Here is a 16,568-nt window from a genome sequence, read left to right as displayed (position 1 = left end):
CTCAGCGCACTTCTCGCGGCAGCGGACCCTGTTTTGCGAAAAAGAAATACGCTGACAAAGGGATAGAGTGCGGTTTTGTTTCATTCAAAACCTGAATCGTTGTAGAGACGTGACAAGGTTGAATCTTTGGCTACACTGCGGATAAATTTGTGCTCGGGAAGGACATGAGATCGGCATGCTGGCATCGGATCATCTGAAAGTCTTGGAACTGCCGCGGGTGTATCTCGTCCGCATGGCGGTTTTCACCATTCTAATCTGTATCGGCTCAGCCGTTCTGTTTCCCAATATCCAGATTGCCTTCATGGCCAATCCCGGCCTTAACGGCCTCATCGTCGTGGTTCTGCTGCTGGGCATCGCCTACACGTTCCGGATGGTGTTTCGGCTGTGGCCGGAAGTAAACTGGGTCAACAGCTTCCGGATTGCCAATCCCGGCCTGGAGATTCCGCATCTCCCGCGCCTGCTGGCGCCCATGGCCGCCCAGCTTCGCGACCGTGAAGGCCTGACCATCCTGTCGCCGATAACCCTGCGCTCGCTGCTCGACTCACTGGCCTCGCGCCTGGATGAAGCCCGGGATATTTCGCGCTACATGATCGGATTGCTTATTTTCCTCGGCCTGCTGGGCACCTTCTGGGGCCTGTTGCAAACCGTTTCAGCCGTCGGAGAGACCATCCGCTCGCTCAATATTTCCACTGCCCAGTCCGGCACCGTGTTTGAAGAACTGAAAGCGGGCCTCGAAGCGCCGCTTGCCGGCATGGGCACGTCGTTCTCGTCCTCCCTGTTCGGCCTTGCCGGCTCGCTGGTTCTCGGCTTCCTGGAATTGCAGGCCAGCCAGGCACAGAATCGTTTTTACAACGACCTGGAAGACTGGCTCGCCACATTGACCGATATTGATGCCGGTGAATATGCCAGCAGCGTCGACCTGCCGCCGCACATTGCAGCCGAAATGTCGACACTTCGTTCAGGCATGGACCGGATCAACCGCACACTTGAAACAGCGGTGCAATCCAATGGCGGCGCGCCGCAGAATGCCGAATCCATGGAGCAGCTCGCCGGTGCGGTACACGGGCTTGTGCAGCAAATGCGTGAAGAACAGAAGGTCGTGCGTCAGTGGGCCCAGCAGCAGTCTGAGCAAAACGCCGAGATCAAGCGCATGCTGGCGCGCGTCGGCGCACCTCCGGGCCGGGGCCGGAGTTAGGCGGTGGCGGGTCTCGGCAGAGGACGCAGGCGTGGCCAGGACAGCTCCGGCTTTTACTGGCCCGGCTTTGTGGATGCCATGGCGCAACTGCTGCTGGTTATTACTTTCCTGCTGTCGGTGTTCATGATTACCCAGTTCCTGCAGGCACGCGAAATCTCCGGCCAGGACAGCGCGCTTTCGAGGTTGCGCTCTGAGATCAGCGAACTTACCGAGTTGCTTGCGCTGGAGAAGTCGTCAAAAGCTGAAGTTGAAACCACCCTTGCCGCACTGACCGACGATCTCAAATCCGCCCGCGACGAAACCAGCCAGTTGCAGGGCGTTGTCGACACTTTCAGGTCACAGGGCAATGAGGCAGGCACGCAATTGTCAGCCCTGCAGCAACGGCTCGAAGGTGAGAAGAAAGTTTCATCCGAAGCACTGGCGCGGGTTGAATTGCTGAACCAGCAGATCGCTGCCCTGCGCAGGCAGATCGGGGCCTTGAACGATGCGCTCGAGGCTGCCGAAAAGCAGGATCAGGAAAGCCGTTCGCAGATCGTCGATCTCGGCCGCCGGCTGAATGTCGCGCTGGCCCAGAGGGTACAGGAACTAAACCGGTTCAGGTCGGAATTCTTCGGCCGACTGCGCCGCATTCTGGCCAACCGCGACGATATCCGCGTGGTCGGAGACCGGTTCGTGTTCCAGTCCGAGGTGCTGTTTGCCAAGGGTGCTGCCGCCCTGTCACCGACGGGCCAACTGGAAATTGCCAAGCTGGCAGTAGCTATGCAGCAACTGGTGCGTGAGATACCGGAGGATTTGAACTGGGTGTTGCAGGTGGACGGTCATACTGATGACGACCCGATCAACACACCGCTGTTCCCGTCCAACTGGGTACTGTCGTCAGCGCGTGCCATTGCCGTGGTCGAGGCGTTGGCGGAACAGGGAATCCCGCCCCAGCATCTGGTTGCTGCCGGATTTGGTGAGTTTCAGCCCATAGACCCGGGCGTCTCGGAAGATGCCAAAACCCGCAATCGCCGTATCGAACTGAAGCTCACCACAAGATAAAAAAGGCAGGCTCCGGAGCCTGCCTTTTCACATTATTCTGTCAATCAGTCTCGGCCAAACGGACTGTTGCAGCGCCGCGTATTGCCGTCATAGTCGGTCCAGGTATCGGTGCGAACTTTGTATGAGCGATACTTCCTGCGGCACCAGTCTTCATGGTCGCCGCCGCCACGGGCATAATCCGGCTCGTCATAATCATCGTCGTCATAAAAGTCGTAATCGTCCTCGTAGAAATCTCCATAGGACCAGAACGGCTGTGCATAGTAAAAACCATTGTGGAAATGATTGAAGCCCCGCCGCCGCTTGCGAAATCTCCTGAGCCGCCTGCGCTTCTTTTTCTTGGCTATCTGCACAACGGAAGCCCCGTCACTGAATGCCATGACCGCCGAAAAATGTTGTGCGGCCGCAGGCGTTGCCTGCGACGGTGCACTCATCATCACCAACCCGGCAATACCGGCCAGCAGGGTTACAGTGCTCTTCTTGATTATCAATTCGATTTCCTCCAGTTCGGCGTTTCCGGTTCTCACAAAACAGAAACAGCCGCTTGCCATCAGATGCCAAAACACTAACCCGAGCCGGCATTATTGTCACGCCAGGTAAATTATCCAGTTAACTGACAATTAAACCGGCTCCGAATCGAAGCAGGCTCCGTACCGCGCTTCTTTCGCCTGCCGCCGATATTGTTCCGGGAGTGAATCGGTTGCCGGGCCGGGCACGTCCCGGTTCCGCCTTGTCCGGATTCACCGGCCAGGCTTATTCGCTGAACTGCAGCTTGGCGAGCCGGGCATACAATCCGCCCTTCTTCATCAACTGGGCATGGCTGCCTTCCGCTGCAACGCATCCGTCATCCAGCACGATAATCCGGTCGGCATTGCGGACCGTTGCAAGCCGGTGAGCAATCACCAGCGTGGTGCGGTGTTGCATCAGGTCTTCAAATGCGGCCTGCACATACTGTTCGCTCTCTGCATCAAGTGCGCTGGTCGCTTCATCCAGCAACAACAGCGGCGCATCGCGCAGCACGGCCCGGGCAATCGCGACCCGCTGGCGCTGTCCGCCCGACAGCGTTACACCGCGCTCGCCGACCTGGGTGTCAAACCCTTGCGACAAGCGCACGGCAAACTCATCGACGCGGGCCAGTTTCGCCGCCTGCATGACCTCGTCATCGCTGGCTGACGGCCTGGAAAACCGGATATTGTCGAGCACACTGGCAGAAAAGATAACCGTGTCCTGAGGCACCAGGGAAATCGATCCGCGCAAATCATTCAGCGCGGCATCGGCAACATCTACGCCATCCAGCCGCACCGTTCCCGACTGTGGATCATAAAACCGCAGGATCAGCGCAAACAGGGTGGACTTGCCGGCGCCCGACGGCCCGACAATGGCCACTGTTTCGCCGGGCTTTACCGAAAAACTCAATCCCTTCAGCACCTGGTCATCGGGGCGTGACGGATAATAAAACTTTACCTTATCGAAAGCCACAGCGCCCTTTGCCGGTAACGGTAACGCCACCGGTGTTGCAGGCTCTGCAATACCCGGCTCGGTATCCAGCAGTTCCGACAGGCGCTCCGCAGCCCCGGCTGCCAGCTGCAGTTCACCCCACACCTCTGACAGTGATCCCATGGCGCCGGCGGCAAAGGCTGCATACAGCAGAAACTGGCCCAGCGTGCCCGGCGTCATTGCACCGGACAGTACTTCCTGGGCACCGTACCACAAGATGCCGATGATCGCGCCGAAGGCCAGGAAAATGATTGCGGCCGTCAGGAACGCCCGTCCCCTGGCGCGCGCTGCAGCCGCCGCAAATGCCTCCTGGGTCGCCGCATTGAAGGTCTTGCCTATTCGCGGTTCCTGCCCGAACGCCTGCACGGCCTGCACCGAGTACAGCGATTCCTGGGCCAGCGCCGCCGAACTGGCAAGCGTATCCTGCGCATGGCGCGACAGTTTGCGCACCTTGCGTCCAAAGAACACCATGGGCAGCACAATCAGCGGTATCACCAGCAGCACCATGCCGGACAGTTTCAGGCTGGTGGCGATCAGCATGGCAATTGCCCCGACCAGCATCACCAGGTTGCGCAATGCGACCGAGACAGTTGACCCGAACACGTTCTTTACCTGTGTCGTGTCGGCGGTCAGGCGCGCCAGCACTTCACCGGACTGGGCGGTGTCGTAAAACGACGGTGACAGTTTCAACAGGTGTGAAAACACCGCATCGCGCAAATCCGCAACGACGCGCTCACCGATCCAGGTGACGAAGTAATAGCGGCCCGCAGACGACACCGCCAAAACCGCCACAACCAGCATCATGACCGAAAAATACTGGTCGACGAAGGCCGCATTCTCGCCGGAAAAGCCGTGGTCGATGACCCTGCGCACCGCAACCGGCACGACCAGTGTCGAGGCGGCGGCCAGGATCAGGAACAGGACAGCGATACCGATCTGGGGCCGGTAGCGAAACAGGAAAGGCAGCAGCCGTGACAAGGGCCTGAGACTTGAGGCTTTCGGCCGTCTGCCGGGCTCATCGGTTTCAATTGCCGGCTTGGCATCGCCGCTATCAGACACACCGGCGGGTGACTGAACATCCCGCGGCCCTGCCCGGCCCGTATCAACTGTCAACGTCTTCAATCCTCAATTCCATCGTCATGCGCGCCACATTAGAGCAACATGGCTTCAGTTGAACCCATAAAGTTGCTGGAACGGTTCAGCAGTGATCGTGTTCATGGGTTTTGTCGTGGCAACTAAAACTCATGCAGATCTATCAATGCCATGCTTGGCGCGGCAAGCAGGCGCTTATGTGGCCAGGTGCCGCAGTCCGCAAATTTCGCAATAGGATTTCAGGCATCCGCAAGCCCGGCAGTGGTTGCGCAAAAGGCTTCTGTCATGTATAGACCACGCCGGATTTCAGTTTTTCTCCAGGTCGTCGCCAAAACCGGTTATCGGATCGGGCGCGCTGGTTTGTTTGAAAGATACCTTCGATGAAAAAAGACATTCACCCCGACTATCACATGATCACAGTGACCAACACTGATGGTTCATCTTTCCAGACCCGTTCGACCTGGGGCAAGGAAGGCGACAATCTTCAGCTGGATATCGATCCTGCCACCCACCCGGCCTGGACAGGCGGCAACCAGAATCTGGTTGATCGTGGCGGACGTGTCAGCCGCTTTAACGAGAAGTTCGGCTTCCTCAAGAAATAACCCGTCGCCCGTTTCGGGCTGCAGACATGAAAAAGCCCGGCTGCCGATCAGCCGGGCTTTTGGTATTTGAATTCGAAAACCGGGTAACCGGCGTTGCGCCGGATCAACTGCGGCGCGCGTTGAACGCTTTCTGCAACTGGTCCAGATGCGTGTTCACTTCATTGGCAGCTTCACCGCTGAGAAGTGTTTCATCACGCTCGGCAATCATTACATCCAGCGTCACAATCCGCTCGTGCAGGCGCAGGGAGCGACTGACAAGGCCTTTAAGGGCTTCCGGCAAGCCATCCGCACCGGCAAGCGGCTGGCCTTCCCCGATCTCATCAAGCGAGATACGGCTCTTTTCCTGGTCCGCATCGTCACGGGTGATTTCGCCGGAGCTGACGGCACGCTGCAGCAAAAGCCAGGATGCCAGCTGCATGAGCCGCGTGGTCAGGCGCATAGACTGGCTCGCATAGGTAACCGATCCCTGCTTGTCGAGTTCACGAACGTCCTGACGGCCAGGTCCATCAAGGTAATTTGCAGTCTCTTCAATCAGGCTCATGCCTTCTTGAAAAACCTGTTGGAATTGTTTGGATGCTGTAAAGCGCGAAAGAAAATCTACAGGCATGAGACGCTCGGAACTACCACCAGTGACCATAAAAACAAACCTCGAAAATTCTGGGCCTCGAAACAGCCGGGAATCTTTGGTGCATCAATATGAACCACGAAGACCAGCCTGACCACCTTTCAAGCAAGTCCGGTGCCAAAAAAAAGAGCCACGAAATAATCGCGGCTCATAAAGTCTAACAGGGAGGCGTCAAACAGAGTGGAAAACCACTCGGGTAATCCCTAAGGACTACATTGACGACTATGCACCCAGATCCTTACCAAAAGGTTAACATGATTCATTTTGGGCATTATTGAAACAATTCATTCAGGTTACTTTTCAGATAACCGATTCGATTCAGTGACTTAGTTCGGGAATAAAATTGACCCGCAGGACACCGTTACAGCTTGAAAAATGAATCCGCGGCGACCTTCGAAGACTGTTTCCCGTCAATTTCAGCTTTCAGGCGCACAATTTCGTCCTCGAACTCCACCACCCGCCTCTGCAATTCCTCCACAGACAGTTCCGAGAGGTCTTCACCAACAGCAGGACCGGGGGGTTTCGGCTTGATGATTTCTTCGTCCATGACAATGACCTCCGCTTGCAACCGCCTGATTGCGCCACTACTAGTTGTTTCATAATGCCTAACCGGCAATTTCCTGACAACCTTTGCATATGAGGCACCCGCTTGTGACCAGTATTCCTTCTTCAATGACCGCAATTGAAATATCCCAACCCGGCGGCCCGGATGTGCTGAAACCAGCCACAATACCGACCCCGGCACCGGGTGCCGGCGAGGTATTGATCAAGGTTGCCGCAGCCGGTGTGAACCGCCCGGATGTCCTGCAGCGCATGGGCGCCTACCCGCCGCCGCCCGGCGCATCAGAAATTCCCGGACTGGAGATTGCCGGTGAGGTTGTGGCTCTCGGCGAAGGCGTTTCACTCTGGAAGGCAGGTGACAAGGTCTGCGCCCTGGTGGCTGGCGGCGGGTATGCCGAGTATTGCAGTGTGCACGAAACCAATGCCCTTCCGGTTCCTGACGGTCTCAGCATGGCGGAAGCAGCCGGAATCCCGGAAACATTCTTCACCGTCTGGACCAATGTTTTTGAACGTGGCGCCCTGAAACCGGGTGAAAGCCTGCTGGTGCATGGCGGATCGTCCGGTATTGGCACAACTGCCATCCAGATCGCGTCCCAACTTGGGTCAACCGTCTACACCACGGCAGGCTCCGCCGACAAATGCGCCGCCTGCGAAGCGCTCGGCGCCGAACGCGCCATCAACTATCGCGAACAGGACTTCGTGGACGTGCTGAAACAGGCCACCGGCAAGAAGGGGGTCGACGTCATCCTCGACATGGTCGGCGGTGACTACATCCAGCGCAACATCAAGGCGGCAGCACGCGATGGCCGCATCGTCAACATTGCCTACCTCAACGGTTCAAAGGCGGAAGTCGATTTCATGATGGTCATGCTCAAACGCCTGACACTGACCGGTTCCACCTTGCGCATTCGCCCCACCGCCGACAAGGCAGCCATCGCCAGTGCCTTGAGAACAACCGTGTGGCCATTGATCGAGGCCGGCAAAGTCAAACCGCAATTGTTCAAGACCTTTCCCCTGGCGCAGGCCGACAAGGCCCACACCCTGATGGAAACCTCGGCTCATATCGGCAAGATTGTCCTGGAAGTGTGAGATCCGCCGCTGATCACGTCAAATCGACTGGCCTCCAGCGCAACTGGTGTTAAGCTGCCGGGTTCCGGGTCATGTGCCCGGGATTATCGGGTTATCCAGAGCAACATGGGTTCACTTGAACCCATAAAGTTGCTCTGAATCTATCGAACCGATCAGGTTTATGACTTTTGGTTGCTTCAACCAAAAATCATCCTGATCTACAGAGGAGGAATTCAAATGTGTGATGCATGTGTAATCGAAAGCGTGAAGGCGCAAATGCTGTCGCGGCGCGCGCTGTTTCAGACTGCTGCGGCAGGTGTTGCCGCTGCAGCGGTAACCGCGCCCATGTCTGCACCGGCCCTGGCCGACGGGCATGAGAAAGTCAAGGACATGACACATGAACTGCACGAGGACTTCCCCACCTATTTCGGGGCGCAGCAATTCTTCAAGGACCAGAAATTCAAGTTCAAGGACAACGGTTTCAACCTGTTTGAACTGCGCGTCAACGAGCACACCGGCACCCACGTAGATGCACCGCTGCACTTTTCAGAAGACGGCCAGTCGGTTGCAGAGATACCTGTCGCCAACCTGATCTGCCCGTTGTGCGTCATCGATGTGAAGGCAAAAGCGGCAGAAAACGTGGATTACCAGGTCACTCCGGATGACGTGAAGGCCTGGATTGACGCCAATGGCCCCATTCCGGACAAGGCCTGCATTGCCATGAACTCAGGCTGGGCGGCGCATGTCGGCAGTGACAAGTTCCGCGGCGCGGATGCTGAAAAGAAGATGCATTTCCCGGGTTTCCACATTGAAGCAACCAAGATGCTGCTGGAGACCGGCGCTGTCGGCATGGCCGTCGATACACTGTCGCTTGATTTCGGCCAGTCCGCCGATTTCGCCACCCACTATGCCTGGCTGCCGACAAACCGCTGGGGTATTGAAAATCTGGCGAACCTGGATGCCGTGCCCGCCAAGGGCGCAACGCTTGTTGTCGGTGCGCCGAAGCATCGCGGCGGCAGCGGTGGTCCGGCCCGCGTCTTCGCTATGGTCTAGGCTCACCCCTGAGCAGCCTGAAAACCAAAAAACCGCCCCGGCCCTTGCGCCGGGGTGATGACATCAAGGTAGTTATCATGACCGCACTTCTGGACCAGCTCGCCGAGCTTGAAACGTCCATGCTTGCCGATATCAACAAGCATATCCGCGCAATGGATGCCGGCATCAAACGTATAAATCCGGGCCGCAAGCTTCTGGGGCGGGCCCGGACAGCGTCGTGCCGCAATGACTTTCTGACGGTCATGCGCATTCTGGCTGATGCCGAGGCCGGTGACGTGCTGGTCATTGACGGATGTGGCGGTCACCTGGCACTGGCCGGCGAGATGTTTGCCCTGGAAGCTCGCCGCAAGAATCTGGGCGGTATCATTGTCGACGGCATGGTGCGTGATTCCGCCGCCATGCAGGATATCGACCTGCCGGTCTATGCCCGCGCGGTACATCCGGTTGCCGGTACAATCCAGGCAATCGGCGATATTCAGACAACCATCTCGTGCGGTGGTGTCGTGGTTTCGCCCGGTGATATCGTATTTGCAGATGCAGACGGCGTTGTGTGCGGAACCGAGCAGGAACTGTCGGTGCTGGTAGACGATGCCCGCAACATAATGGCCAATGAAACCAGGGCATTTGCCGGGTTTGAGCGGGGAACCGGGCTCATGGACATGCTGAATTTTGAGGAGCACTACGCAAAACGCGCTGCCGGTGAGGCCAGCGACCTGACCTATATATTGTGAAAGGGAGAAAATCAGTAATTGCGTAATGTCTTCATCGGTTCTATATAGCAGCCATCCCAAGCAGCATTGATCCCACTGGATCAGCAGAACCACCGCTAAAGGTTCTGAAGGAGAGCACTTATGTCCGACACACCATTGATGCCGAAAGCCACTGCCGTCTGGCTGGTCGACAACACTGCGCTGACATTCAGCCAGATTGGCGAGTTCTGCAAACTGCATACGCTCGAAGTAAAAGGTATCGCAGACGGCGAAGTCGCCGTCGGCATCAAGGGCATGGACCCTATTGCGGCCAATCAGATTACCCGTGACGAGATCGAGGCCGGTGAAAAAGACTCAAGCCACAAGCTGCAGCTGGCCAAATCGAAAATCGTCGTGCCTGTCGCAACCAAGCGCAAGGGCCCCAAATACACGCCCGTATCACGGCGTCAGGACCGGCCCGACGCCATCAGCTGGCTGCTGCGGTACCACCCGGAACTCGCAGACAGCCAGGTCATGAAGCTGGTCGGCACCACCAAGACCACGATCAATGCAATCCGTGAGCGCACCCACTGGAACAGTCAGAACCTCAAGCCCGTCGACCCGGTAACACTGGGTCTTTGCTCGCAGCTTGAGCTGGACCTTGCAGTGCGCAAGGCGGCCAAGCGTGTCGAGAAGGCCGGTGGAAAACTTCCCGAACGGACCCTCATGCCGGCAGAAGAGACCGTACCACCGCCTTACGCGATCGCCGACGCACCCGCAGAGCCGGTTGAAGAAGATGCTGCTGCGCCAAATGTCGATGAAGCCTTCAAGGACTTCAAACCCGAAGAGGCCGAACCGCAGGTCGAGGAAGAAACGGATGTGGACGCAGATTCAGTGTTCGCCAAGCTGAAAGACCTGAAGACCGAAACGCCGGCGGAAGAAGAATAGGGATTTGCCTGCAGGCTTGTTCTGCGTTCGGTGAGCAGCGTTTTCGCTTATGCCGGGCCGCTTTTCAGTAACACCACCGATGGCCTAGTCGCGCAGTACCGGCTCTTTCACCATGGCCTGCTTGCGCGTCAGGTTTTCCCTGTAGAATACGTACAGGCCTGACAGGGCAATCAGCAGAATGCCTATGATGCTCAGCCTGTCCGGCAGGTCGCCCCATACGACAAACCCTAACAGCACGGCAAACGGCAGGCCGGCGTATTCGAACGATGCCACTGTGCGGACCTGCGCAATACGGTATGCGTGCGACAGCAGATAGCCGCCAATGCCGACCAGCAGGCCGCACGCGGTCATCATCGTAAAACCGAACGCATCCGGCACTTTCCAGGCCCTGAACAGAAAGTCGAGCGTCACATTGTTGCCGCTCGACATCCATCCGGAACCAAACACAAGGCCGAAACCGAGAGAAAACAGGATAAATGAAACCTGGACGTAAAACGCCATGACCGAGGCATTTTCGACCGCGCCCAGTTTGCGCGCCAGAATCTGAATCGACGCGTAACAAACCGCTGCAAACAGCGGCAGAAGCCCGACCAGCCTTATCGCATCGGTTCCCGGGCGCAGCATGATGATCACACCGATCATGCCCATCGACACCGCTATCCACCTCTGGATGCCAATCTTTTCTCCCAGGAACGGAATGGCAAGCAGGGTTATGATCAGCGGCGCGGAAAAGAAGATCGCAGCCGCATCACCCAGTGGCATAGACGCCAATCCCAGAAAATAGGCCATGTTGGCGCCAATCAACAAAATACCACGTGCCAGATGAGTACCGGGACGGCTGGACCGGAGCTGCCTGAACCCGCCTTCCATTTTCAGAAACACACAGGTCAGCAGAATGGCGAAAACAGAGCGTACAAAGCCGATCTCGTGCAGGGGATAGGTTCCCGACACCAGCTTGATGATCATGTCCTGGACGCCCAGCGCGAATGTCCCGCCAAGCACACACATGATACCGATCAGGTTCGTATTACCGCGTTGTTCAATCATGCAGAGATACATGCCCAAGATATATGACCTTGGGTCACACTAATGCATCCGGTCTTAACGAAGCGGAAATCTGCAGGCAGGTTTACGCTTACTCGTCAAAACACCGTTTCGGTAAACTGGAAGTGTTTGGGCCGAGGCCTTGTGCCCCGACCCTACATTCTCATAAAGAAGAGATCCGTATCATCCGGCTTGGCACCTGCGGCTGTCAGCATGGCGTGAACCTGGCCGCGATGGTGGGTCTGATGGTTGAAAAAGTGCATCACCAGAAAACCTGCCGGCTTGGTCACTTCGCGTTTCGCGGCACCGGAAAACCAGGTAAGGTCATCTTCCAGCCATGTGGCATCCAGATTTTGCGCCCAGCTTGAAATCGCCTGGTCCGTCGCCGTCCGCTGCTGCTTCAGTTCGCCCCAGCTTCCGCACATATCCGCGGACGCCTCAATCGAGGAAACAGCAGGAGCCGGGCTGCCGGAAAACCTGCTCAACCAGATCTGATCGCCCCACAACAGATGGCTTAAAGTGCCGCGAATGGAGCCGAAAAACGCGCCGCGATCCAGGTTGCGCGCTGTGTCATCCAATGTATCCGCAGCATCAAGGACGGACTGGTTCTGCCACGCATTGTAACGGGCCATTGTGTGAACATAACCTATATTTATCAAAGACTTCCCACGCTCCTGGCCGTCATTGCCTCGGTCAACTCATCGAGCACGGCCGGGTCGTCAATCGTGGCCGGCATCTTCCAGTCGGCCCCGTCGGCGATTGACCGTACGGTTGCGCGCAATATCTTGCCCGAACGGGTCTTGGGCAACCGCGGCACAACCATCACCGTACGCAATGCCGCCACCGCGCCGATCTTCTCGCGCACCAGCTTGACGCATTCACTTTCGACATCGGCAGGCGTCTTGCTGACACCGGATTTCAGCACCACAAAGCCAATCGGCAACTGGCCTTTCAGCTTGTCTGCCACACCGACGACCGCGCATTCTGCAACGTCCGGGTGGGATGACAGTACTTCTTCCATGCCGCCGGTGGATAACCGGTGACCGGCCACGTTGATGATGTCGTCGGTACGCGCCATGATGTACAGGTAACCGTCGTCATCCATGAAGCCTGCATCCGATGTCTCGTAATATCCGGGAAACGCCGCGAGATAACTGTCACGAAACCGCTCATCGGCATTCCACAAGGTCGGCAGACAGGAGGGCGGCAAGGGTAACTTTACGCAAACGGCACCCAGCTCGCCACGCGCCACCTCATGCCCGGCTTCATCCAGCACCTGAATGTCATAACCGGGCATCGGCACTGCAGGTGAGCCCAGCTTGACCGGCAGAGTGCCAAGGCCAACCGGATTGCCGGCAATGGTCCACCCGGTTTCCGTCTGCCACCAGTGATCGATCACCGGAACCTGGAGAACCTCCTGTGCCCATTCGATCGTGTCGGGATCCGCGCGTTCACCTGCCAGAAACAGTGTCCGGAAGTTCGAAAGATCGTATTTGCCGATGAATTCGCCTTTCGGGTCTTCCTTCTTGATTGCCCGGAACGCCGTCGGCGCCGTAAACAGGCAAACGGCCTTGTGTTCGGAAATCACCCGCCAGAAGGTACCCGCATCCGGTGTGCCGACCGGTTTTCCCTCAAACAGGATCGTCGTGCACCCATGCAGCAGCGGCGCATACACGATGTAGGAGTGGCCCACAACCCAGCCGACATCGGAGGCAGCCCAGTAAACTTCACCCGGCTTGACACCATACATGGCAGACATTGACCATTTCAGCGCCACCATGTGCCCGCCATTGTCGCGTACCACGCCCTTTGGCTGACCCGTCGTGCCGGACGTATATAAAATGTACAGGGGGTCGGTTGCCAGCACAGGCACGCACTCGGCATGGCGCTCTGCAGCGCGCACAGCATCCACCTCTGCCTGCCAGTCATGGTCGTAACCGGCCTTCATGTCCGCAGTCACTTCGTCCCGTTGCAGCACGACTGTGCCTGCCGGTTTTGACGTTGCAAGCTCGATTGCCTCATCCAGCAACGGCTTGTAGGCAATCACCCTGCCCGGCTCAATACCACACGAAGCTGATACAATAAGCTTCGGATTGGAGTCATTGATACGTGTGGCGAGCTCTGCAGCGGCAAATCCGCCGAATACGACAGAATGCACAGCCCCGATCCGGGCACAGGCCAGCATGGCGATGGCGGCTTCCGGCACCATCGGCATATAGATGATTACCCGGTCGCCCCTGGCGGCCCCCTTGTCGCTCAGGACCTGGGCGAAGCACGCGACCTCATCCTGCAACTGGGCATAGCTGTAGGTGCGCTTGGCACCTGTTATGGGAGAATCATAAATGATCGCGGCCTGATCGCCGCGCCCTGCCTGAACATGGCGGTCGACACAGTTCCAGCAGGTATTGCACTCAGCGCCCACAAACCAGCGGTCCAGCCCGTCGACCTTGTCGAAAACCTTGTCCCAGGGCTTGATCCAGTCAATCTCGCCGGCTGCATCTGCCCAAAACCCTTCCGGATCCGACTTCCACCCGGCATAAATCTCGTGATAACGGCTCTTCATAATGTCTGCGTTCCCTGCATATCGCGTTTGTTTTCACGCATTGTGGCCAAACCGGCCTTGGTTGCAAGGCACCAAATAGGCGTATGCCGGTCATTAAACGGCTAAGCTCACAGCTTCCTGGGCAAATTTACGCCCGATGTTCACCTTTTGGACGAGCTCTACAGCGCTGTTGAGCGCGGACGGCGGGCCCATATACGGCTGAACAGCACGAGAATGCTCGTTTTTGCGGGTGGATTTGGAGGTATTTGGCACCGTTACGACGCCAAAGGGCGGCCTGAACGGCCTCACAGCACTGCTGAAACCAGGTTGTGGACCCAATGCCGGACCATCGCCCTTCCCGCTTCCTGGAGCCGCAGAGCCGTTCCTGGTGGCCGCTGCCAGGCGCAATCCCAGCCATCCACCCCGGCACTCTACCACCGGTCCTGAGCCCGCCTGTGCGTCCGCCAGTATTGTTCTCCGGCTTTACAGAAGCCCTGGCATAGGGCTGGATTTCGCTGAAACGAGACGGGCCGCGCAGTTACCCGATACGCACCCCAGACACCGGCATCCAACAGCCAGGTCCCGAAATCATGCCCCGCCTTGGCGGCACGAGGCATAGGCGAACGGCGCGATCCGGCGCCTCCGATGGCTTATATGTCATCCTGAACGGGCCTGGTCTCGGCCAAACGAAAACCCCGGCAAGCCGGGCAAATCCTTAGTTTTCCCTTCGCCAGGGACGATGCCTGCCCGCCTTTGTCAGCGCAGGGATTTCCACAGGTTCTCGCCTTGGCGCGCCCAGACAGGTGAGGTTGAATTGCACGTGGGCCTGCTTCACGCTAGACAGCCACATCAAGCGATACCGCAAGCCTCTTTCCAGGACCTGACCCAGCCATGACCAACCCGTACGATACCGGCCTTGCCAAGACCCAAGCCAACTATCAGCCCCTGACCCCGACCAGTTTTCTGGCCCGCTCGGCCAGGGTATATCCGGATCATCCGGCAATTGTTCACGGCACCCAGCGTTTCAGCTACGCCCAGTTTTATGCCCGCTCGCGCAAGCTGGCGTCCGCGCTTTCGGCACGAGGCATCTCGAAGGGCGACACGGTTTCGGTCATGCTTGCCAACACTCCACCCATGCTGGAAGCCCACTACGGCGTGCCCATGACCGGCGGCGTATTGAACACGATGAACACCCGTCTCGATGCCCGGGTCATTGCCTTCACCCTGTCGCACGCTGAAACAAAAGTGCTGATCGTGGACCGTGAATTTTCATCCCTGGTCGCTGACGCACTCATCATTATGGATGGCGAGAAGCCTTTCATCATCGACTATGACGATCCTGAATTTGCCCAGTCGGGCCCGCTGATCGGCGACGTCGAGTACGAGGCTTTCATCGCCGGCGGTGACGAAGACTACCTGTGGAAAGTGCCTGACGATGAGTGGGATGCGATCTCTCTCAACTACACATCCGGCACCACCGGCAACCCCAAGGGCGTGGTCTACCATCACCGCGGCGCCTACCTGCTGGGCCAGGGGAATGCCATCACCGCCTCCATGGCCAAGCATCCCGTCTACCTGTGGACACTACCCATGTTCCACTGCAACGGCTGGTGTTTCCCATGGACCATGTCGGTCATCGGCGGCACCCATGTCTGCCTGCGCCAGGTTCGCGCCAAGGCAATCTGGGACGCCCTCGCCGACCATCGCGTCACCCATCTGTGCGGTGCGCCCATCGTCATGTCGACCATTCTCGGTGCACCCGAAGACGACAAGCGCGACATCGATCACGTCGTTGAATTCTTCACCGCTGCCGCACCACCACCCGAAGCAACGCTGGCTGCAATGGCCGAGGCCGGGTTCAACGTGACCCACCTGTACGGGCTCACCGAGAGCTACGGACCGGCCGTCGTCAACGACTGGTCAGCAGCCTGGGACGAGTTGCCTGCAGCAGAACGCGCGGCCAAGAAGGCACGCCAGGGCGTGCCCTATGCAGCCCTCGATGACCTCACCGTAATGGACCCTGAAACCATGGCCCGCGTGCCGGCTGACGGAGACACACTGGGCGAGGTAATGATGCGCGGCAACGTGGTCATGAAGGGCTACCTGAAAAACCCGGCAGCTTCCGACGAAGCCTTTCGCGGCGGCTGGTTCCACACCGGTGACCTCGGTGTCCTGCACGCAGACGGATACATACAACTCAAGGACAGATCGAAGGACATCATCATCTCCGGCGGCGAGAACATCTCGTCGATCGAAGTCGAGGACACACTCTACAAGCACCCCGGCGTTGCCGCTTGCGCAGTCGTGGCGAAAGCCGATGACAAGTGGGGCGAGACACCGTGCGCCTTCATCGAGTTGAAGTCCGGCCAGTCTGCCACCAGCGATGAGATCATCGAGTTCTGCCGGCAGCACATGGCCCGCTTCAAGGTTCCTCGCCACGTCGTTTTCACCGAACTTCCCAAGACCTCCACCGGCAAGATTCAAAAGTTCAAACTGCGCGACATGGCAAACGACACCTAATGTGGCGGCCATTGATTTCGAGATGCGGCATGTGATTATAATTCATCTGCCGTATACTCTGTAATTAGCTTTTTTCTGGTGTTTATTCGAGTCG

Annotated in this window: 15 protein-coding genes; 8 read left to right on the top strand and 7 right to left on the bottom strand. The window is 57.8% G+C overall.

Annotated features, from left to right (window positions below; genetic code table 11):
- Positions 1–175: 175 nt before the first annotated feature.
- Positions 176–1,195 (top strand): flagellar motor protein MotA, encoded by a 1,020-nt coding sequence (locus DHN55_RS09065; protein WP_108880969.1) that lies wholly within the window; start codon positions 176–178, stop codon positions 1,193–1,195.
- Positions 1,196–1,198: 3 nt separating this feature from the next.
- Positions 1,199–2,236, top strand: coding sequence for a peptidoglycan -binding protein (locus DHN55_RS09060; protein WP_108880968.1), 1,038 nt, complete (start codon positions 1,199–1,201; stop codon positions 2,234–2,236).
- 44 nt (positions 2,237–2,280) lie between these two features.
- Here the strand turns inward: DHN55_RS09060 and DHN55_RS09055 are convergent, their stop codons facing one another.
- Together DHN55_RS09055 and DHN55_RS09050 are read right to left on the bottom strand one after the other, a co-directional pair.
- The gene (locus DHN55_RS09055; protein WP_337660084.1) at positions 2,281–2,724 is read right to left on the bottom strand and encodes a BA14K family protein; all 444 of its coding nucleotides are present in this window, start codon (positions 2,722–2,724) and stop codon (positions 2,281–2,283) included.
- Between the two features lie 262 nt (positions 2,725–2,986).
- Positions 2,987–4,759, bottom strand: a complete 1,773-nt coding sequence (locus DHN55_RS09050) for an ABC transporter transmembrane domain-containing protein (RefSeq protein ID WP_337660247.1) — start codon at positions 4,757–4,759, stop codon at positions 2,987–2,989.
- Positions 4,760–5,202: 443 nt separating this feature from the next.
- Here DHN55_RS09050 and rpmE point away from each other — a divergent pair, with 443 nt between their 5' ends.
- Positions 5,203–5,424, top strand: a complete 222-nt coding sequence (gene rpmE, locus DHN55_RS09045) for a 50S ribosomal protein L31 (RefSeq protein ID WP_108880966.1) — start codon at positions 5,203–5,205, stop codon at positions 5,422–5,424.
- Positions 5,425–5,527: 103 nt separating this feature from the next.
- Here rpmE and rcdA read toward each other — a convergent pair whose 3' ends face one another.
- Together rcdA and DHN55_RS09035 are read right to left on the bottom strand one after the other, a co-directional pair.
- Positions 5,528–6,031 (bottom strand): protease adaptor protein RcdA, encoded by a 504-nt coding sequence (gene rcdA / locus DHN55_RS09040; RefSeq protein ID WP_337660083.1) that lies wholly within the window; start codon positions 6,029–6,031, stop codon positions 5,528–5,530.
- A gap of 379 nt (positions 6,032–6,410) precedes the next feature.
- Entirely contained in the window at positions 6,411–6,596 is a 186-nt protein-coding gene (locus DHN55_RS09035) for a DUF1192 family protein (protein WP_108881798.1), read from the bottom strand.
- Positions 6,597–6,685: 89 nt separating this feature from the next.
- Here DHN55_RS09035 and DHN55_RS09030 point away from each other — a divergent pair, with 89 nt between their 5' ends.
- From DHN55_RS09030 to DHN55_RS09015, 4 genes are all read left to right on the top strand, one after another.
- The gene (locus DHN55_RS09030; protein WP_337660082.1) at positions 6,686–7,699 is read left to right on the top strand and encodes an NAD(P)H-quinone oxidoreductase; all 1,014 of its coding nucleotides are present in this window, start codon (positions 6,686–6,688) and stop codon (positions 7,697–7,699) included.
- 216 nt (positions 7,700–7,915) lie between these two features.
- On the top strand, positions 7,916–8,731 hold the full coding sequence (locus DHN55_RS09025; RefSeq protein ID WP_108880964.1) for a cyclase family protein: 816 nt from the start codon (positions 7,916–7,918) through the stop codon (positions 8,729–8,731).
- Positions 8,732–8,808: 77 nt separating this feature from the next.
- A complete protein-coding gene (locus tag DHN55_RS09020) occupies positions 8,809–9,462 on the top strand; it encodes an RraA family protein (protein ID WP_337660081.1) in 654 nt (217 codons plus the stop codon).
- Between the two features lie 120 nt (positions 9,463–9,582).
- On the top strand, positions 9,583–10,368 hold the full coding sequence (locus tag DHN55_RS09015; RefSeq protein ID WP_108880962.1) for a cell cycle transcriptional regulator TrcR: 786 nt from the start codon (positions 9,583–9,585) through the stop codon (positions 10,366–10,368).
- Between the two features lie 84 nt (positions 10,369–10,452).
- Here the strand turns inward: DHN55_RS09015 and DHN55_RS09010 are convergent, their stop codons facing one another.
- From DHN55_RS09010 to DHN55_RS09000, 3 genes are all read right to left on the bottom strand, one after another.
- Positions 10,453–11,415, bottom strand: coding sequence for a DMT family transporter (locus DHN55_RS09010; protein WP_337660080.1), 963 nt, complete (start codon positions 11,413–11,415; stop codon positions 10,453–10,455).
- 152 nt (positions 11,416–11,567) lie between these two features.
- On the bottom strand, positions 11,568–12,044 hold the full coding sequence (locus tag DHN55_RS09005) for a DinB family protein (protein ID WP_108880960.1): 477 nt from the start codon (positions 12,042–12,044) through the stop codon (positions 11,568–11,570).
- Between the two features lie 23 nt (positions 12,045–12,067).
- Positions 12,068–13,975 (bottom strand): AMP-binding protein, encoded by a 1,908-nt coding sequence (locus DHN55_RS09000; protein WP_108880959.1) that lies wholly within the window; start codon positions 13,973–13,975, stop codon positions 12,068–12,070.
- A gap of 870 nt (positions 13,976–14,845) precedes the next feature.
- Here DHN55_RS09000 and DHN55_RS08995 point away from each other — a divergent pair.
- A complete protein-coding gene (locus tag DHN55_RS08995) occupies positions 14,846–16,474 on the top strand; it encodes a long-chain-fatty-acid--CoA ligase (protein ID WP_108880958.1) in 1,629 nt (542 codons plus the stop codon).
- Positions 16,475–16,568 lie beyond the last annotated feature (94 nt).

This window comes from Anderseniella sp. Alg231-50, from assembly GCF_900149695.1.
Classification (GTDB): Bacteria; Pseudomonadota; Alphaproteobacteria; order Rhizobiales; family Aestuariivirgaceae; genus Anderseniella.
Note: the sequence above shows the minus strand (reverse complement) of the source record. Positions and strands in the feature narration are given on the sequence as shown.

Bases quoted from the DNA above. Each gene is read 5' to 3' on its own strand.
- DHN55_RS09010 (WP_337660080.1), bottom strand. From the start codon at position 11,415: ATGATTGAACAACGCGGTAATACGAACCTGATCGGTATCATGTGTGTG.
- DHN55_RS09035 (WP_108881798.1), bottom strand. From the start codon at position 6,596: ATGGACGAAGAAATCATCAAGCCGAAACCCCCCGGTCCTGCTGTTGGT.
- DHN55_RS09005 (WP_108880960.1), bottom strand. From the start codon at position 12,044: ATGGCCCGTTACAATGCGTGGCAGAACCAGTCCGTCCTTGATGCTGCG.
- DHN55_RS09000 (WP_108880959.1), bottom strand. From the start codon at position 13,975: ATGAAGAGCCGTTATCACGAGATTTATGCCGGGTGGAAGTCGGATCCG.
- DHN55_RS09020 (WP_337660081.1), top strand. From the start codon at position 8,809: ATGACCGCACTTCTGGACCAGCTCGCCGAGCTTGAAACGTCCATGCTT.
- DHN55_RS09025 (WP_108880964.1), top strand. From the start codon at position 7,916: ATGTGTGATGCATGTGTAATCGAAAGCGTGAAGGCGCAAATGCTGTCG.
- DHN55_RS08995 (WP_108880958.1), top strand. From the start codon at position 14,846: ATGACCAACCCGTACGATACCGGCCTTGCCAAGACCCAAGCCAACTAT.
- DHN55_RS09015 (WP_108880962.1), top strand. From the start codon at position 9,583: ATGTCCGACACACCATTGATGCCGAAAGCCACTGCCGTCTGGCTGGTC.
- rpmE (WP_108880966.1), top strand. From the start codon at position 5,203: ATGAAAAAAGACATTCACCCCGACTATCACATGATCACAGTGACCAAC.
- DHN55_RS09030 (WP_337660082.1), top strand. From the start codon at position 6,686: ATGAGGCACCCGCTTGTGACCAGTATTCCTTCTTCAATGACCGCAATT.
- DHN55_RS09065 (WP_108880969.1), top strand. From the start codon at position 176: ATGCTGGCATCGGATCATCTGAAAGTCTTGGAACTGCCGCGGGTGTAT.
- rcdA (WP_337660083.1), bottom strand. From the start codon at position 6,031: ATGCCTGTAGATTTTCTTTCGCGCTTTACAGCATCCAAACAATTCCAA.